This window comes from Tardiphaga sp. vice154 (assembly GCF_007018645.1).
In the GTDB taxonomy this organism is placed as follows: domain Bacteria; phylum Pseudomonadota; class Alphaproteobacteria; order Rhizobiales; family Xanthobacteraceae; genus Tardiphaga.
The window spans coordinates 4,993,424-5,008,737 of sequence record NZ_CP041399.1; the positions used below are offsets into that span (position 1 = coordinate 4,993,424).

Here is a 15,314-nt window from a genome sequence, read left to right on the forward strand (position 1 = left end):
TAAGCGTCTCCCGACGGCGGGGAAGTGACCCGCCGCGATGTTGCGAAGGAACTGCGCGTTGGCAAATATTATTCGACAGATTGCGGAAGAACTGGGCGTCCGCGAGCAGCAGGTGTCGGCGACCGTCGAACTGCTCGACGGTGGCGCCACGGTGCCGTTCGTCGCCCGCTACCGCAAGGAAGTCACCGGCGAGCTCGACGACACGCAATTGCGCAACCTGGAAGAGCGCCTGAACTATCTGCGCGAACTGGAAGCCCGCCGCCTCGTGATCCTGGATTCGGTGAAGGAACAGGGCAAGCTCGACGACAAGGTACTGGCCGCGATCATGGCCGCCGACAGCAAGGGCCGCCTCGAAGACATCTATCTGCCGTTCAAGCCGAAGCGCCGCACCAAATCGGAAATCGCCAAGGAAGCCGGCCTCGAGCCTTTGTCGGAATTGCTGCTGACCGAGCCGCAGAACGATCCGAAGCAGGTCGCCGAGGCTTTCGTCGATGCCGACAAGGCCGTCGCCGACGTCGTCGCGGCATTGGACGGCGCGCGCGCCATTCTGGTCGAGCGTTTTGCCGAAGATGCCGACCTGATCGGCGCGCTGCGCGAGCAGATGTGGTCGAACGGGCTGATGGCCTCGAAGGTCCGCGAAGGCAAGAAGGCCGAAGGCGAGAAGTTCAAGGACTACTTCGAATTCAGCGAACCGCTCAACAAATTGCCGTCGCATCGCATTCTGGCGATGTTCCGCGGCGAGAAGGAAGAGATCCTCGATCTGCAGATGCAGCCCGACCGCCCGCCGGCGGAGCCCTCCACCGCCGTGGTCGTGTCGTCCTACGAGATGAAGATCATGCAGCGCTTCGGCATCAGCGATCAGAAGCGGCCGGGCGACAAATGGCTGGTCGAGACGGTGCGCTGGGCGTGGCGTACCAAGATCCAGGTACATCTCAACATCGATCTGCGGATGCGGCTTTGGACCGCCGCGGAGACCGAAGCGGTGCGCGTGTTCGCCTCCAATTTGCGCGACCTGCTGCTGGCGGCGCCTGCCGGCGCCAAGGTGACGATGGGCCTCGATCCCGGCTTCCGTTCGGGCGTGAAAGTCGCGGTCATCGACGCCACCGGCAAAGTTGTCGACACGCTCGCGGTCTATCCGCACGAGCCGCAGCGGCAATGGGATGCGTCACTCGCGACGCTCGGCAAGCTCGCCGTCAAGCACAAGGTCGAGCTGATCGCGATCGGCAACGGCACCGCGTCGCGCGAGACCGACAAGCTGGCGATGGAGCTGGTGAAGTTGCTGCCGGATCTGAAGATGTCGAAGATCGTGGTGTCGGAAGCCGGCGCGTCGGTCTATTCGGCCTCGGCCTTTGCTTCGGAAGAATTGCCGGGACTCGACGTCACGCTGCGCGGCGCGGTGTCGATCGCCCGCCGCCTGCAGGATCCGCTGGCGGAACTGGTGAAGATCGATCCGAAGGCGATCGGGGTTGGCCAGTACCAGCACGATCTCGGCGAGAGCAAGCTTGCGAAATCGCTCGATGCCGTCGTCGAAGACTGCGTGAACGCCGTCGGCGTCGATGCCAATACGGCCTCCGCGCCGCTACTCGCGCGCGTCTCCGGCATCGGCTCGGGGCTGGCGCAGAGCATCGTGCAGCACCGCGACGCCAACGGCCCGTTCAAGTCACGCAAGGCGCTGAAGGAAGTTCCGCGACTGGGTCCCAAGGCGTTCGAGCAATGCGCGGGCTTCCTGCGCATCAGCGACGGCGAGGATCCGCTGGATAGGTCCGGCGTGCATCCGGAAGCCTATCCGATCGTGCGCAAAATTCTCGCGGCGACCAAAAGCGACATCAAGGCGCTGATCGGCAATGCCGAGATCCTGCGCACCGTGCAGCCGAAGGCCTATGTCGATGACACCTTCGGCTTGCCGACGGTGACTGACATTCTGCGCGAGCTGGAAAAACCCGGCCGCGATCCGCGTCCGGCGTTCAAGGCCGCGGTGTTCATGGAGGGCGTCGAGAAGCTCAGCGATCTCAAGCCCGGCATGATCCTCGAGGGCACCGTGACCAACGTCGCGGCGTTCGGCGCCTTCGTCGACATCGGCGTGCATCAGGACGGCCTGATCCACATCTCGGCGATGTCGAAGACCTTCATCAAGGACCCGCGCGAGGTCGTGAAATCCGGCGACATCGTCAAGGTGAAAGTTCTGGAAGTCGAAGTGCAGCGCAAGCGCATCGCGCTGAGCCTGCGCATGGACGACGCGGTGGGCCCCAAGGCCGATCGCCCGCAGGCCGACCGCGGCCCGCGCGTCAACGAGCGGCAGTCTATGACATCGTCGGCGCCGAAGAAGCAGGGTGAGCCGGCGGTCGGCGGCGCGTTTGCCGAAGCCTTGCGACGCGCGGCAGAAAAGGGTGCCAGCAAGGGCAAGTAACAAAAGCCTTTCCGCATGTCGTCCCCGCTTTCGCGGGGACGACATGGCGTGTTTGGTTACTGCTTCACGTTCTTCAGCAACAACTTGTTCGCCGCAATTTCCTTGGCGATCAGGTCGTCGAGCTCGGCAGGCGTCATCGGCATCGGGCCGACGCCGAGCTTCTTCAGGCTGGCCTGCATGTCGGGCTGCGCCAGTACTTTGACGCCGGCGGCATGCCATTTCTCGATGATGTCGCGCGGCGTCTTCGACGGCACGAACATCGCGAACCAGATCGAGCTGTCGCCGCCGGGCACGCCGGCCTCGGCCGGGGTCGGCACGTCCGGCAGATCCGGCGAGCGGGTCGCCGAGGACACCACGAGCGCGCGGACCTGGCCATCGCGGATCAGCGGCAGCGCGGTGGACAGCGGGCAGAAGTAGAAATCGATCCGGCCGCCGAGAATGTCGGCGATCACGTCGGGGCCGCCACGATACGGAATGTGGGTTGCCTCGAAGCCGCCGGCGATGCGGAACTTCTCCGCGCTGATATGCACGTTGCTGCCGATGCCGACCGATCCGAAATTGATCTGCGCGCCCTTGGCGCGGGCATCGGCCAGGAAATCCTGAACCGTCTTCCACGACCGCGACGTCGGCACGATCATCACATTGGCGCTGGAGCCGATCATCAACACGCCGGACAGGTCCCGGCTGGTGTCATAGGGCAGGTTCGGGAAGATCGCCGGCGTAATGGTGATTGCCGAGGAATGCGCCAGGATCGAATAGCCATCGGGGTCAGCCTTGGCGACGGCGCCGGTGCCGATCGAGCCGCCGCCGCCGACGCGGTTTTCCACCACGATCGACTGGCCGAGTTCGACGCCGAGCCGCTCGAATACGATGCGCGGCACCACGTCCGTGGCACTTCCGGCGCCGAACGGGATGGTGGCCCGGATCATTTTGGAGGGATAGGTATCCGCCTGCACCGCCAACGGCGCCAGCAGGAGGGCGGCCGCACAGGACCACCGAACAAACTTCTTCATCACGCGCTCCGGTTGCGCCGTTCCAGGGGAACGGCGTGGCCCGATAATGGGCCGACGCGCGAAAGGAAAGCAAGAAATGGACCGGGATAGATTTTCATTCCGGGACGCGAGCAGCGAAAGCTGCGAGCGAACCCGGAATCTGGAAATCGGGCTGAACATTCCGAGGTTCCGGGTTCTCTCGCGCTCACGCGCTCGAGCCCCGGAACGACAAGGTGAGCTACTTCCCCTCGCCCTTCAGCAACAGCTTGTTCGCCGCAATTTCCTTCACCAGCAGGGCATCGAGCTCCGCCGGCTGCATTGGCATCGGCTCCACGCCGAGCTTCTTCAGGCTGGCCTGCATCTCCGCGGTGTTCAGGACTTTCGTGCCGCTGGCGTAGAGCTTCCCGATGATCTCCGCCGGCGTCTTTGCGGGCACGAACACGCCGAACCAGATCGAACTGTCGGCATCCGTGAGACCCGCCTCGATCGGGGTCGGCACCTCCGGCAGGTCGCGCAGCCGCGTCGGCGTCGAGACGACGAGGGCGCGCACCTGCCCCTCGCGGATCAGCGGCAGCGCCGTCGCCAGCGGGCAGAAGTAGAAGTCGATGCGGCCGCCGATGATGTCGGTGATGACCTCCGAGCCGCCGCGATAGGGAATATGCGAGGCGTGGAAGCCGGCAGCGGCGCGGAATTTTTCCGAGGTGATGTGCACCGCGCTGCCGACGCCGACCGAGCCGAAATCGATCACCGTGCCTTTGGTGCGTGCGGCGGCGAGGAAGTCCTGCACGGTCTTCCACGGCCGCTCGTTCGCCACGATCATCACATTGGCGCTGTAGCCGATCATCAGCACGGAGGCGAGATCGCGGCTGGTGTCATAGGCCAGATTGGGAAAGATCGCCGGCGCGATAGAGATCGCATTGGTCTGCGACAGCAGCGTGTAGCCATCGGGCTCGCTCTTGGCGACCGCCCCGGTGCCGATGGAGCCGCCGGCGCCGACGCGGTTTTCGATGATGATCGGCTGGCCCAGTTCGGCGCTCAGCCGCTCGAAGAACAGCCGCGGCACGACGTCCCCGGCGCTGCCGGCGCCAAACGGGTTGACGGCCTTGATCGGCTTCGACGGCCAGGTGTCGGCGTGTGCCGCCAACGGCGCCAGTAGAATGGCGGCCAGACACGACCACTGCAGCAAATTCCTCATCACGCGCTCCGTTGGCACCAGCCTGTAATTTGCCGGGCAGATCGTGAGCTGGCAAGATTAAGGCCGGGTTACCCGTTGTCATCCTGCCGGCGGGCGAGCGCAGCTCGCACGAACCCGGAATCCCGGGATGTTCATCGTCCCATGGCAAGATTCCGGGTTCGCTTGCGCTGGCGCGCTCGCGCCCCCGGAACCGCAGCTTCTGGCTTTGGGCAGTCTCAGTTCTTCAGCGCCGCCAGCGCATCTTTCACATTCGGATCGAGCCCTTCGCCACCGGCTTCCAGATGCGCCATGATCTGCTTGCGCATGCGCGGGTCCCAGAATTTGCGGATGTGCTCGGTAATCCCCGGCACGGCCTTGCCTTCACCCTGGCTGTTGAAAAACGTGCCGATCTGGTTGGCCATGTAGATCAGCCGGTTAGGCGACGTCGATGTGTGCGTGCTCATGTCCATGGTCATTCTCTTGCATCGCATCGAGGCCGACGCGGTGCGGATGGGTGAAGATTTCAAAGCCGTCGGCGCGGGCAATCGCCACCAGCGTGATGTGGGCCTCCTCGGCCATGCGGATCGCCAGCGCTGTCGGCGCCGACACCGAGACCATCAGCGACGCGCCGATCGCCGCGGTCTTCTGCACCATTTCGACCGAGACACGGCTGGTCAGCAGCACCATGCCTTCGGACGCGTCGATTTTCGCCTGCGCGAGGTGGCCCGCCAGCTTGTCGAGCGCGTTGTGACGACCGACGTCCTCGCGCAAAGCGACAATGCCGCGCGCCGGCGTCCAGAACGCCGCGGCGTGGACGGCGCGGGTCTCGATGTTGATCGCCTGCAGCGGCGACAGCGCAGCCATCGCCGCCATGATCACCTCGGGCGCAAACGCCCTGCCCTCGCCCACGATCGCCGCCGGCTTCACCGCCTCGGAGATCGAGTCGATGCCGCATAGTCCGCAGCCGGTGGGACCGGCGATCTGGCGGCGCCGCGCGCTGATGCCCTCGGCCGTGTCCGGCGCGAGCCACATCCGCAGTTCGACGCCGTCGTCGAACTCCACCGCCTCGAACGACTGGATCTCGGCGGCAGTGGCCACCACGCCCTCGCTGAGGCTGAAACCGATGGCGAAGTCGTGCAGATCCTGCGGCGTCCCCATCATGACGGCATAGGTGCCGCCATTATAGGTGATCGCCAGCGCGGTCTCTTCCGGCACCGCGCGCACGCCCGTGCTGGCGCCAATGCTGCGCCAGATCGTGCGTGTGACCGAGCGGACCGGGTCGAGCATGGTTACTCCGCGGCTTCCACCACCGGCATGGCGATCCGACGCGACTGCCGCGCCTGCTCGTCATATTCCTTCTGCCATTCCGAAGGCCCGTTCGATGGCGAGATCTGCACCGCCGTCACCTTGTATTCCGGACAGTTGGTCGCCCAGTCCGAGAACTCGGTGGTGATGACGTTGGCCTGCGTCGTCGGGTGGTGGAACGTGGTGTAGACGACGCCGGGCGCGACGCGCTCAGTCAGCAAGGCACGCAAGGTGGTCTCGCCGGCGCGGCTGACCAGCCGGCACCAGTCGCCATCGCGGATGCCGCGGTTCTCGGCATCGTGCGGGTGCATCTCCAGCCGGTCTTCCTCGTGCCAGACCGTATTTGCGGTGCGCCGCGTCTGCGCGCCGACATTGTACTGGCTGAGTATCCGGCCGGTGGTGAGCAGCAGCGGGAAGCGCGGCCCGGTGCGTTCATCCGTCGGCACGTATTCGGTGAGCATGAACTTGCCCTTGCCGCGCACGAAGCCGTCCATGTGCATGATCGGCGTGCCCAGAGGCTGCTTCTCGTTGCATGGCCACTGCACGGAGCCGACTTCTTCCAGCTTCTTGTAGGAGACGCCGGCAAAGGTCGGGGTCAGGGCTGCGATTTCGTCCATGATCTCGGACGGATGGTTGTAGTGCATCTCGTAGCCGAGCGCCTTGGCGAAGCCGAGCGTGACTTCCCAGTCCTCCAGCCCGTTCTTCGGCGACATCACCTTGCGGACGCGCTGGATGCGGCGTTCGGCATTGGTGAAGGTGCCGTTCTTCTCGAGGAAGGTCGAGCCCGGAAAGAACACATGGGCGTAGTTGGCGGTCTCGTTGAGGAACAGGTCGTGGACGATGACGCATTCCATCGCCGACAGCGCCGCGACCACATGCTTGGTGTTCGGATCGGACTGCAGGATGTCTTCGCCCTGCACGTAAAGCCCCATAAAGGTGCCTTCGACGGCCGCGTCGAACATGTTGGGAATGCGCAGGCCCGGCTCGTTGTTGAGCTTGACGTTCCACATCGCCTCGAACTGCTCGCGCACCGCGTCGCCGGAGATATGGCGATAACCCGGCAGCTCGTGCGGGAACGAGCCCATGTCGCAGGAGCCCTGCACGTTGTTCTGGCCGCGCAGCGGGTTCACGCCGACGCCGGGACGGCCGATATTGCCGGTGGCCATCGCGAGGTTGGCGATCGCGATCACCGTGGTCGAGCCCTGGCTATGTTCGGTGACGCCGAGGCCGTAATAGATCGCGCCGTTACCGCCGGTGGCGAACAGACGCGCGGCTTCACGCAATTCCTTCGGATCGACGCCGGTCATGATGGCGGTGGCTTCGGGCGAGTGGTTTGGCTGGGCGACGAACGCCGCCCAGTCCTCGAACTCGCTCCAGTCGCAGCGCTCGCGGATGAAGGCCTCGTCGGCCAAGCCTTCGGTGACGATGACATGCGCGATCGCGGTGAGCACGGCGACATTGGTGCCGGGCATCAAGGGCAGATGGTGCTGCGCCTCGATGTGGGCGGAGCGCACGATGTCGGTGCGGCGCGGATCGACCACGATCAACTTGGCGCCGGCGCGCAGCCGCTTCTTCAGGCGCGAGGCGAACACCGGATGGCCGTCGGTCGGGTTGGCGCCGATGATCATCACGACGTCGGTGTCTTCCACCGAGTCGAAGTCCTGCGTGCCGGCCGAGGTGCCAAAGGTCGAGGACAGGCCGTAGCCGGTCGGCGAGTGGCAGACACGGGCGCAGGTGTCGACGTTGTTGTTGCCGAAGCCGGCGCGGATCAGCTTCTGCACCACGAACACTTCTTCATTGGTGCAGCGCGACGAGGTGATGCCGCCGATCGAATCCCGGCCGTATTTGGCCTGGATGCCATTGAACTTCTTGGCCGCGAAATTGAACGCCTCGTCCCACGACACTTCCTGCCACGGGTCGGTGATCTTCTCGCGCACCATCGGGTTGAGGATGCGCTCCTTGTGGTTGGTATAGCCCCAGGCGAAGCGACCCTTGACGCAGGAATGGCCGCGATTGGCCTTGCCGTCCTTGAACGGCACCATGCGGACGACTTCCTCGCCGCGCATTTCCGCCTTGAAGGTGCAGCCGACGCCGCAATAGGCGCAGGTGGTGACGACGGAATGTTCGGGCTGGCCGATCTCGATCACGGCCTTCTCGGTCAGCGTCGCGGTCGGGCAGGCCTGCACGCAGGCGCCGCAGGAGACGCATTCCGAGCCCAGAAAGGATTCGTTCATGCCGGGCGAGACGCGGCTTTCGAAACCACGACCCGAGATGGTCAGCGCGAAAGTGCCCTGCACTTCCTCGCAGGCGCGGACGCAGCGCGAGCAGACGATGCATTTCGAGGGATCGTAGGTGAAGTACGGATTGCTCTCGTCCTTCGCCATCCAGTGATCGTTCTCGCAGTCATGCGGCGAGTGGTCGTGCGAGTGGCCCTTGGTCTTGGCGAAGACGTGGTTCTCGCCATCATAGCCGTAGCGCACGTCGCGCAGGCCGACGGCGCCGGCCATGTCCTGCAATTCGCAGTCGCCATTGGCGGCGCAGGTCAGGCAGTCCAGCGGATGGTCGGAGATGTACAGCTCCATCACGCCCTTGCGGAGCTGCTTCAGCCGCTCGTTCTGGGTGTGAACGACGAGGCCTTCCATCGCCGGCGTGGTGCACGACGCTGGCGTACCGGCGCGGCCCTCGATCTCGACCAGGCAGAGTCGGCACGAGCCGTAGGCGTCCACCATGTCGGTGGCGCAGAGTTTCGGAATCTGCGTGCCCATCTCCATGGCGGCGCGCATGATCGAGGTGCCCTCAGGCACAGAAATGCTCTGGCCGTCGATGGTCAGCGTGACCATCTTCTCAGCTTTGGAGCGCGGAGTACCGAAATCGATTTCGTGAATGAGCGACATTTGCGTGCTCCTTTATTCTGCTGCTTGCAGGCGGGCCGGTACCGGCCCGAAATCTTCCGGGAAATGCTTCAGGGCGCTCATCACCGGATAGGAGGTGAAGCCGCCCAGCGCGCATAGCGAGCCGAATTTCAACGTGTTGCAGAGGTCCTCGAGAACCACCTTGTTTTCGGCGACGCGTTCGCCGGATCGAATCTTGTCGATGGTCTCGACGCCACGGGTCGAGCCGATCCGGCACGGCGTGCACTTGCCGCAGGATTCCACGGCGCAGAACTCCATGGCAAAGCGCGCCTGCTTCGACAGATCGACGGTGTCGTCGAACACGACGATGCCGCCATGGCCGATCAACCCGTCGCGCTTGGCGAAGGCCTCGTAGTCGAATGGCGTATCGAACAATTCGCGCGGGAAATAGGCGCCGAGCGGGCCGCCGACCTGCACGGCGCGAACCGGGCGGCCGCTGAAGGTGCCGCCACCGACTTGATCAATCAGTTCGCCGAGCGTGATGCCGAAGGCGACCTCGAACAGCCCGCCATGCTTGATGTTGCCGGCCAGCTGGATCGGCATGGTGCCGCGCGACCGGCCCATGCCGCACTCGGCATAGTGCTGCGCGCCGCCGGCCAGGATGTAGGGCACCGCGGCCAGCGACAGCACGTTGTTGATCACGGTCGGCTTGCCGAACAGGCCCTTATGCGCCGGCAGCGGCGGTTTCGCGCGAACTATGCCACGGCGCCCCTCGATGCTTTCCATCAGCGCGGTCTCTTCGCCGCAGACATAGGCGCCGGCGCCGACCCGGACTTCGAGATCGAAATGATAGGCCGAGCCACAGATATTGGCGCCGAGATAGCCCGCGCGTTGCGCCGCCTCGATCGCCAGGTTGGTCGCGACGATCGCGTGCGGATATTCCGAGCGGAGGTAGATGTAGCCCTTGGTGGCGCCCACGGCGATGCCGGCGATGGTCATGCCTTCGATCACCACGAAGGGGTCGCCCTCGAAAATCATGCGGTCGGCAAAGGTGCCGCTGTCGCCCTCGTCGGCATTGCAGACGATGAATTTGCGGTCGGCGGCGGTATCCGCCACCGTCTTCCACTTGATGCCGGTGGGGAAGCCGGCGCCGCCGCGGCCGCGCAGCCCCGACGTGGTGACGTCGGCGACGATCGCGGCCGGCGTCATGGTAAGCGCCCGCTCAAGGCCCTTGTAGCCGTCATGCGCGAGGTAATCGTCCAGCGAGCGCGGATCGACCACGCCGCAGCGGACGAAGCTCAGGCGGGTCTGGCGCTTCAGCCACGGGATATCCTCGGTAAGGCCGAGCCGCAGCGGATGCGCGCCGTCGGCGATCATCGCATCGAGCACCGATCCGACATCGTCTTCGGTCATCGGGCCGAAGGCGACGCGGCCCTGCGGCGTCACCAGCTCGACCATCGGCTCCAGCCAGTACAGGCCGCGCGAGCCATTGCGGACGACCTCGATCTGCAGGCCGCGGCTTTCGGTCGCCGCTGCAAAGGCTTCCGCCACTTCCTCGGCGCCGACCGCCAGCGAGCCCGCGTCGCGGGGAATAAAGATCTTCATCATCGCTGGGCCTCCGCAACGAGCGCGTCGAGGCGCTTCTCATCGAGCCGGCCGACGACCCGGCCATCGAGCATCGCCGACGGCGCGGTAGCGCACAGCCCGAGGCAATAAATCGGCTCCAGCGTGACGCGATGATCCGGCGTGGTGCTGCCCAGCTTGATGCCCAGCTTGTTTTCCGCGCGCGCGGCCAGCGCATCGCCACCGGCTGCCTGGCAGGCCTCGGCGCGGCAGATCTTCAGTACGTGCTGGCCAGCCGGCTCGTGGCGGTAGTCGTGATAAAAGGTGAAAACGCCATGCACCTCGGCGCGCGACAGGTTGCGCGCTTCGGCGATCATCGGGATCGCCGGCGCCGGCACGTAGCCGAAGACTTCCTGCAAGGCATGCAACATGACCAGCGTGCCGCCCTCGACGTGGGTCAGGCCGGCAATGATCTCCGCGCCGCGCGTCTCTTCCCATGGCTCATAGATTGAGGTCATCGTATTCCCGACTTGTTATGTCCTGCGCAGCATGAAAGTTGGAATTGCTCCAAAGATCAATAAAGCAGTCTCATGCGGCGATACGGAATCCTTATCGAAGCCGAGACATCGAAGCAGAGACCAGACGGCGGCGTCATGGGCTGCGGCCGCTATGCTTCCAGCGACGGCGCCACTTCGCGGGCGATCTGCACCAGCGTCGCCACCAGCGGCGTCATCGGGTCGCGCTGCGGCACCACGAGACCGACGCCATAGGTAATTTCGGGATCGACGATCGGGATCATACGCACGGTTCCCGTGGCTTTCAGCCCGAGCGTCTCGGCGAGCTTGGCCGGCATCACGCTGGCCCAGCGGCCGGTCTTGACGTGGGTATAGAGCACGATGATCGAGTTCGAGGTCAGCATCGGCATGGCCTCGGCGCCGACCGATTTGAGCGCGCGGTCGATGATGCGGCGGTTCTGCATGTCCGGCGTCAGCAGGCACAGCGGCACCTGGGCGACCTCCTGCCACGTCACCTTGTCGCGGGCGCCGAACAGGCTCTCCGGCGAGGTCAGCAGGCAATAGGTCTCCTTGTAGAGCGGGATCGAGCGCACCTTTCCGAGCGGTTCGTTCTCGATATAGGTCAACCCGGCATCGACCTCGAGGTTTTCCAGCAGGCCGAGCACCGAATCCGACGTGCACGACACCACGCGAAAGCGGACCTCGGGATGGCGGGCGCGGAACGGCGTGGTCAGCGACGCCACCATGCCGAGCACGGTGGGAATCGCGGCAATGCGGATCTCGCCGGACAGACGGTCCCTGAGGCCGTTGATCTCCTGCTTCATGGCACGGGCATCGCCGACGATGCGGCGCGCCCATTCCAGCGCGCGTTCGCCCTCCGGCGTGAAGCCCTGGAAGCGCGAGCCGCGCTGCACCAGCATGACGCCGAGCAGCTCCTCGAGCTGCTTCAGGCTGGTGGACATGGTCGGCTGGGTGACGCCGCAGGCTTCGGCGGCGCGGCCGAAATGCCGTTCCTTGGCCAGCGACAACAGCAATTCAAGCTTTTCGATCAATGCGTCTTGCTCCGAGCCCGCCACAGGCGGCCGTGCCGCGCGATGATCGCGATCTTTTGTTCCGCCCTGCCGCACCATACGGCGCAGCCAGCCCGGCTAGCAACCGGCGCGCCGGCGCAATGGGGCTGTCTTTGGTCGCGGTTGACATGATCCGCGGCGGAGGCCGCAGCACGGTGGCGCAGCCGTCCAGAGGCGCGAGGCGCAAGGCCACGGCCCGGGATGACGGATGCAGCGCCTCGTCGAAGGCACGCCTGGTTCAACAGAAGCTGCCGCGCGACCCGTGCGCAGCTGGGGTATCGGACGAATCAGCCGAGGCGGCTGATCTGCTCTTCGGTCACGACGCGCTCGACGTTTTCGGTCTTGCTCTTGATGCGGTAGCGCGGACGGCCATCGGCTTCGATCGGCAGGCAGGAAGTGATCGTATAGACGCTGCGTTCCTTGACCATCGAGCGGCCCTGCGGCCCCTGGAGCTGATGATGGACGTCGTCATTGATTGCGTAGTTATGCGCCATAATTGATACTCTCCACGATGGAGCGGCTTTTAGCCACAACTGCGCCAAAAAGCAATAAATCTGTAGCAATTTCGGTCAGATAGCACGTCGTGCCTGATATGCAGCCAGCGCTGGTGACAGCGTTCGAGCGCAGTTTGCGACCGTTTTCGCCAGAGCCCCCTGGAACTTTTGGCGGATAAGCAGGAAATTCGGCAGGATTGAACGCTTTCGAGCGCAAATCAAATACCATGGCACCGGCCGGACCCACCGGTCATCGGCCAACCATCCGTCGCTCGGCTCCCCACAGAAAAAAACCGAAAAACCACCGGCAGGGCATTGCCGGTGGTTTCGGAGGTATAAGTCGATAGTTACGCGGGTCTCCTTGAAGACTGGCCGGCAGAGCATCTGCCTGCTGCGTACGCTGATCTTAATTGAGCTTGAACGTTAATTTCAATAGCTGATTTAGTAATATATCGAGCAATTTGGAGGGAGCGCTGTGCACTTCCGCTCGAAAAAAATCCCCGGCGGTTGCCCGCCGGGGATTTCTTCAGTTGGCTGACTAAACGCTCATATTAGAAGGAGCGCAGAGCCTGAACCTGACCGACCAGGGTGCCCTGGCTGCCGAGAACCACAGGGTTCGTGCGGTTGGTGAAGCCGGTCGGCGTGATCGTGCCGGACAGACCGGTATCCATCCAGGCGTACTGGACTTCAGCCGAGAACGTCAGGTTCTTGACGGGGGTCCAGGCGGTGCGCGAACCAACCTGATAGATCGAGAAGTTTGCATCGCCGGTGATACCACCGCCGAAAGCCGCGTTGTAACGGTTGACCAGGATGGCGTTACCCGTACCGGTGTTCTCGTGACGGGCGTAAACGCCGTACAGCGAGGTGCGCCAAGCCGGGTTCCAGTAGTGCTCGTAGAAAATGCGAGCGCCCCAATCGGTCGACAGCTGCAGATCGGCAGCCGGAACGACACCGCCCGGGCTGGCGAAAACGGCGTCCATGTACTGGCCGAAGGCCGCACCGTTACCGTTGAAGATGGTGTAGCCGCTACCGCTGACGTTCGAGGTACCACCGAACACGTAGCGGCTGGCGCCGTTCGCATAGGTGACATCCGCCTTCAACGAGTCGCCAACGCCGGTCGGCAGGTTCTTGATTTCGAAGCCGGCGGTCAGAGCGTAGCCGAACTTGTCATCGGGATGACCGGTGTTTTCGCCGGTCGCGGTGCCAGCAAGGCCGTTGTACTGAGCCGAAACGTGGTGCACGGCGCCAGCGAAGTGCAGCGAGCCCCAGGCCTGATCGAGACGCAGGTTACCGACGAAATCGGGAATCTGCTGGCCGGCGATCGAGTTGGTGTAGCCGGTGATGCCCGGGACGCCGATCGAGTCGTTGCCGTCATAGATGCCGGCGACGCGGTAGGGACGCGGGGTTTCAGCCGAGATGGTGGCCGAGAAGCCGTTACCGAACGAAGCGGTGTAGGCGAGCTGCGGGATACCGGTCTTTTGGTCCGAACCGCCGGTGAAGCCCGACGAGATCGACGGATGCGCCAGCACCCACTGGGGGTCGAACTGCGACACGGCCTTACCGATGGTGAAACCGGCGAACTGGATGAAGGCGTAGTCGACTTCGTTGTTGCCGCCGGCGATGCCGTCGGTGTTGTCCGACCACTGGAACTGGGTGTTCACGAAGGTGCGGACGACGCCGTATTCGGTAGCGGTGCGCGTGTCCATGTTCAAGTTGGCGCGTGCGCGGCCGACGAAGTAGTCCTTGTTGCGCGTATTGGTTGCGCCAGTGCCCTGGAATTGCGGAGTGCTGTAGACGCCCGACGAGTTGAAGCTGGTATCGACGCGGATGAAGCCGCCGATCTTCAAGCAGGTGTCGGTGCCGGGGATGTAGTAGAAGCCTGCGCCGTAGAGCGAGCAGATCTTCACGTATTCGACAGCCTTGACCTTCACCGGAAGATCGGCCGCCTGTGCTCCGCTCATGGCGATCAGACCCGCCGCTGAACCGAGGATAAGGCTCTTAATCATCGTCATGTTAACCTCCAAGTTGTTCTTAAAGGGAAGGTTCCGGATCCGCTGGTGACGACCACCCGAAGATTAGTTCCCCTAGACCCCAAACTAACCGCCAAGTGCTTCGCGCTTTCGGACAGCCCGCATAACGCGAGGCAATTAAGCGAAACCTTCAACGGGACGACCGCGGGTTGCCCCCTTCGTCGTGAGGAACAATGCATGGCCGGGTTGCATAAGGAAATTACTTTATGAACTCTGGTAACGTTTCCGCGATGCGGTGTGGTTTCCATGCAACAGCGATGTGACAGCCATTGCGACGATCAGTCAGTTGATTCACTTATGCAATTCCAGTAAGTGGAGCCGATATGGCCGACCGATCTACCAGCACCAAGCGCCCGCGAAAACCGGCCGACCGCGAGCGCAATACCGCGCGCACCGCCACCACCGGCAATCCTGGCAAGGATCCTGGCAAGAATCCTGGCAAGAATCAGGACCTCGTCAGCCAGGTGGTCTGGGACATCGCGTCGATCAACGTTCACATCGACGAAATTCGCCAATTCTGGGCCAAGGAGATCGGTATCAGCGGTCCGCAATGGATGATCCTGATGGCCATTGGCGATCTCGACCGCGGTAACGGCGTCTCCGTCAAGGAGGTCTCGGCAATGCTCCACGTCGATCCGTCCTTCGTCACCACCCAGTCCAAGATGCTGGAAAAGAACGGCTTCATACGCCGCGTCCCGTCGACCGAAGACGCCCGGGTGGTGCTGATGTCGCTGTCCGACAAGGCCGGCAAGAAACTCGCAGTGCTGTCGTCGCGGCGCGACAACCTCACCGCGTTCGTATTCTCCGGCTATGACGAGGCGGCCCTGCGAGACATCAGCGATCAGCTCAGCGCGCTCAAGAGCCGGCTGGAAAAGGCGACGCTGATGCTTTCGATCGTCGGCTGACGCCCCG

At 63.9% G+C, this 15,314-nt stretch carries 13 protein-coding genes; 2 read left to right on the forward strand and 11 right to left on the reverse strand.

The annotated features are described in order from the left end of the window. Positions 1–58: 58 nt before the first annotated feature. Positions 59–2,407 (forward strand): Tex family protein, encoded by a 2,349-nt coding sequence (locus FIU28_RS23490; RefSeq protein WP_168203022.1) that lies wholly within the window; start codon positions 59–61, stop codon positions 2,405–2,407. Positions 2,408–2,463: 56 nt separating this feature from the next. Here the strand turns inward: FIU28_RS23490 and FIU28_RS23495 are convergent, their stop codons facing one another. From FIU28_RS23495 to FIU28_RS23545, 11 genes are all read right to left on the reverse strand, one after another. Beyond that, a complete protein-coding gene (locus tag FIU28_RS23495) occupies positions 2,464–3,420 on the reverse strand; it encodes a tripartite tricarboxylate transporter substrate-binding protein (protein WP_143575518.1) in 957 nt (318 codons plus the stop codon). A gap of 217 nt (positions 3,421–3,637) precedes the next feature. Beyond that, the gene (locus FIU28_RS23500; RefSeq protein WP_143575519.1) at positions 3,638–4,594 is read right to left on the reverse strand and encodes a tripartite tricarboxylate transporter substrate binding protein; all 957 of its coding nucleotides are present in this window, start codon (positions 4,592–4,594) and stop codon (positions 3,638–3,640) included. 215 nt (positions 4,595–4,809) lie between these two features. Beyond that, complete coding sequence (locus tag FIU28_RS23505; RefSeq protein ID WP_143575520.1) at positions 4,810–5,037, reverse strand: formate dehydrogenase subunit delta; 228 nt, start codon at positions 5,035–5,037, stop codon at positions 4,810–4,812. Next, on the reverse strand, positions 5,009–5,860 hold the full coding sequence (fdhD, locus tag FIU28_RS23510; protein ID WP_143575521.1) for a formate dehydrogenase accessory sulfurtransferase FdhD: 852 nt from the start codon (positions 5,858–5,860) through the stop codon (positions 5,009–5,011). Before fdhD ends, FIU28_RS23505 begins: the two co-directional genes overlap by 29 nt. Before the next feature lie 2 nt (positions 5,861–5,862). Further along, positions 5,863–8,772: a formate dehydrogenase subunit alpha gene (gene fdhF, locus FIU28_RS23515; protein ID WP_143575522.1), complete on the reverse strand. Its 2,910-nt coding sequence runs from the start codon at positions 8,770–8,772 to the stop codon at positions 5,863–5,865. Positions 8,773–8,784: 12 nt separating this feature from the next. Continuing rightward, entirely contained in the window at positions 8,785–10,338 is a 1,554-nt protein-coding gene (locus tag FIU28_RS23520) for a formate dehydrogenase beta subunit (RefSeq protein ID WP_143575523.1), read from the reverse strand. Next, positions 10,335–10,811, reverse strand: a complete 477-nt coding sequence (locus FIU28_RS23525) for a formate dehydrogenase subunit gamma (protein WP_143575524.1) — start codon at positions 10,809–10,811, stop codon at positions 10,335–10,337. Before FIU28_RS23525 ends, FIU28_RS23520 begins: the two co-directional genes overlap by 4 nt. Before the next feature lie 149 nt (positions 10,812–10,960). Next, the gene (locus tag FIU28_RS23530) at positions 10,961–11,860 is read right to left on the reverse strand and encodes a LysR family transcriptional regulator (RefSeq protein WP_143575525.1); all 900 of its coding nucleotides are present in this window, start codon (positions 11,858–11,860) and stop codon (positions 10,961–10,963) included. A gap of 305 nt (positions 11,861–12,165) precedes the next feature. Further along, positions 12,166–12,372 (reverse strand): hypothetical protein, encoded by a 207-nt coding sequence (locus tag FIU28_RS23535; RefSeq protein ID WP_143575526.1) that lies wholly within the window; start codon positions 12,370–12,372, stop codon positions 12,166–12,168. Continuing rightward, positions 12,362–12,601: a hypothetical protein gene (locus tag FIU28_RS23540; RefSeq protein ID WP_143575527.1), complete on the reverse strand. Its 240-nt coding sequence runs from the start codon at positions 12,599–12,601 to the stop codon at positions 12,362–12,364. The genes FIU28_RS23535 and FIU28_RS23540 overlap by 11 nt, the downstream gene beginning before the upstream one ends. A 322-nt stretch (positions 12,602–12,923) precedes the next feature. Continuing rightward, positions 12,924–14,384: a porin gene (locus FIU28_RS23545; protein ID WP_143575528.1), complete on the reverse strand. Its 1,461-nt coding sequence runs from the start codon at positions 14,382–14,384 to the stop codon at positions 12,924–12,926. Between the two features lie 341 nt (positions 14,385–14,725). Here FIU28_RS23545 and FIU28_RS23550 point away from each other — a divergent pair, with 341 nt between their 5' ends. Next, positions 14,726–15,307, forward strand: a complete 582-nt coding sequence (locus FIU28_RS23550; RefSeq protein WP_143575529.1) for a MarR family winged helix-turn-helix transcriptional regulator — start codon at positions 14,726–14,728, stop codon at positions 15,305–15,307. Positions 15,308–15,314: the final 7 nt, after the last annotated feature.

Bases quoted from the DNA above. Each gene is read 5' to 3' on its own strand.
- fdhD (WP_143575521.1), bottom strand. From the start codon at position 5,860: ATGCTCGACCCGGTCCGCTCGGTCACACGCACGATCTGGCGCAGCATT.
- fdhF (WP_143575522.1), bottom strand. From the start codon at position 8,772: ATGTCGCTCATTCACGAAATCGATTTCGGTACTCCGCGCTCCAAAGCT.
- FIU28_RS23540 (WP_143575527.1), bottom strand. From the start codon at position 12,601: ATGGTATTTGATTTGCGCTCGAAAGCGTTCAATCCTGCCGAATTTCCT.
- FIU28_RS23525 (WP_143575524.1), bottom strand. From the start codon at position 10,811: ATGACCTCAATCTATGAGCCATGGGAAGAGACGCGCGGCGCGGAGATC.
- FIU28_RS23505 (WP_143575520.1), bottom strand. From the start codon at position 5,037: ATGAGCACGCACACATCGACGTCGCCTAACCGGCTGATCTACATGGCC.
- FIU28_RS23520 (WP_143575523.1), bottom strand. From the start codon at position 10,338: ATGATGAAGATCTTTATTCCCCGCGACGCGGGCTCGCTGGCGGTCGGC.
- FIU28_RS23535 (WP_143575526.1), bottom strand. From the start codon at position 12,372: ATGGCGCATAACTACGCAATCAATGACGACGTCCATCATCAGCTCCAG.
- FIU28_RS23550 (WP_143575529.1), top strand. From the start codon at position 14,726: ATGGCCGACCGATCTACCAGCACCAAGCGCCCGCGAAAACCGGCCGAC.
- FIU28_RS23500 (WP_143575519.1), bottom strand. From the start codon at position 4,594: ATGAGGAATTTGCTGCAGTGGTCGTGTCTGGCCGCCATTCTACTGGCG.
- FIU28_RS23495 (WP_143575518.1), bottom strand. From the start codon at position 3,420: ATGAAGAAGTTTGTTCGGTGGTCCTGTGCGGCCGCCCTCCTGCTGGCG.
- FIU28_RS23545 (WP_143575528.1), bottom strand. From the start codon at position 14,384: ATGACGATGATTAAGAGCCTTATCCTCGGTTCAGCGGCGGGTCTGATC.